Origin of the sequence: Streptomyces sp. 15-116A (assembly GCF_025290915.1) — a bacterium.
Classification (GTDB): Bacteria; Actinomycetota; Actinomycetes; order Streptomycetales; family Streptomycetaceae; genus Streptomyces.
Genome location: NZ_JAOCQE010000500.1, coordinates 1 through 2,118 on the forward strand (window position 1 = coordinate 1; position 2,118 = coordinate 2,118).

A 2,118-nucleotide genomic window follows, 5' to 3' on the forward strand; every position below is an offset into this window, starting at 1 on the left:
CCCACCCCCTGCCCCAGCCGCCCCGGCCTCCGCCCCGGCCGCCCAACCGCCCGCCCGGGACCGGTACTTCGACCTGCTGCGCGCGATCGCGCTGTTCCGCGTCGTCCTCTACCACCTGATGGGCTGGGCCTGGCTGCCCGTCGTCTTCCCCTCCATGGGCGTGATGTTCGCCCTGGCCGGCAATCTCATGGCCCGCTCCCTCAAGCGGCCCGCCGTCCAGGTCGTACGCGGCAGGATGCGCCGTCTGCTGCCCCCGCTGTGGCTGCTCGGCGCGATCGGTGTCACCGGCATGCTGGCCCAGGGCTGGACCCCGGACGACGAGGGCCACCCCGGCTGGTGGTGGTTCCACCTCACCTACTGGGTCCTGCCGCTGAGCGACCCGCCCTACGCCGAGGGCGTCGCCGGGATCCAGGGCTACCTCGGCGAGGACTGGGCCGCGGAACTCGCCGGGCCGCTCTGGTACATCCGCGCCTACCTGTGGTTCGTCCTGCTCTCCCCGCTGCTGCTGAAGGCGCTGCGAGCACAGCCCTGGGTGACACTCGCCGCGCCGCTGGTGCTGTCCGGCGTCCTGCAGTTCGGGTGGCTCACCGTCCCCACCGAGCGGATCGACTCCGCGGTCACCGACTTCAGCACCTTCGGCGCCTGCTGGATCCTCGGCATGGCGTACCAGCAGGGCGTGTTCCGGCGCATCCCGCAGTACATCGTGCCGTCGATCGCGCCGATCATCGCCTGCGTCGGCCTCTGGTACGCCTTCCACCAGGGCTTCCGCGCCGGCCACGACCTGGACTCCATCCCCTTCGCCCAGGCACTGTGGTCCTTCGGCACCGTCCTGCTCCTGCTGCACCTCAGCCCGTCCTGGACCGAGTGGCCGCGCCACCTGCGCCGCTGGGACCGCCTGATCACCCTCCTCAACTCCCGGGCGGTGACGATCTATCTGTGGCACAACGTCTGCATCCTGGTCGCCGCCACCCTCTACGACCGCCTCTGGGGCTTCCCCGTCCTGGAGCTGAACGTCCCCTGGCTGCTGGAGAGTTCCTGGCCGGTCCTGCTGCTGGTGTGGATGCTGCTCGCCGGCTGTGTGGTCACCTTCGGCTGGGCGGAGGACCTGGCGGCCCGGCGGAAGCCCCGCCTGTGGCCGAGCAAATAGCAGATCGCAGACAGCAGATGGCGCAGAGCACCGGTTCCGCCTGACCTACACGCGTGCGAGACTGCCCCGGTTGCTGATGTGAACCAGGGGACTGGCGTGGCGAGCGGGAGTGGGTGCGGATGAGCAAGCGGCAGATACAGAAGATGCTGCGGCTGATGGCGAGCGGTGAGCCGGTGGAGGTCACCAGCGCCATGGCGTCCGTGAAGAAACTCGCCAAGCTCGCCTTCGTCGCCCAGCAGTTCGGGTACGAGTACGCCGACGTACGGCAGGGCGGGGCCAACAACAGCCAGCTCATCATGCTGATCGTGCCGGACCCCTCGCCCCACGCCCGCACGCGGGCCGCGCAGAACTGGGCGCAGTACCCGAACGCCGGCGACGGGGTCTCGCTGCCGCCCTTCGTGCCGGACGCGCTGGAACTGCTCAAGGCCCGCATCAACTTCGACCTCACCGGCAAGAGCGCCGAGAAGCGGATGCTGTACGGGGCGCTCGGCGTCACCGTGGGCTGTGTGATCGCCGCCGTGCAGGGCGGGGACGGCGGCCTGCTCGTGGGCGGCATCCTCTGGGCCGCCCTCATGGGCCTCCTCGCCGTCGGCTTCGTCGTCACCCGCCGACGCAACGCCAAGTACGCGGCCCGCCTCCAGGCCGCCGGCTTCACCCAGCTCGCCGACGAAACCGGCCGGGTGCGCTATCTCCCCCCGGGCGGCCACCTCCCGGGGCACGGCAACCCCTTCGCCCAGCAACAGCCGTACCCGCAGCCTCAGGGGTACGCGCAGCCTCAGCAGCAGCCGTACCCGCAGCCCCAACCCCAGTACGGCCGGCCGCCCGCGCCGCCCGCCCCGGCCTACCCTCAGCAGCCGCCGCAGCAGCAGTACGGCCAGCCGCAGCCGCCCGCCCCGGCCTACCCCCAGCAGCCGGCGCAGCAGCCGTACGGCACCCCCGCCCCGCCGCCCCAGCCCTACGCCCAGCAACAG

Annotated in this window: 2 protein-coding genes; both read left to right on the forward strand. The window is 71.7% G+C overall.

Annotated elements, in window-relative coordinates; all coding sequences use genetic code 11:
• Positions 1–1,147: acyltransferase (locus tag N4P33_RS34880; protein WP_260830921.1), on the forward strand; the 1,147-nt coding region annotated here is incomplete at its 5' end.
• A gap of 119 nt (positions 1,148–1,266) precedes the next feature.
• Positions 1,267–2,118 (forward strand): hypothetical protein (locus tag N4P33_RS34885; RefSeq protein WP_260830922.1); only part of this gene is annotated, 852 nt, incomplete at its 3' end.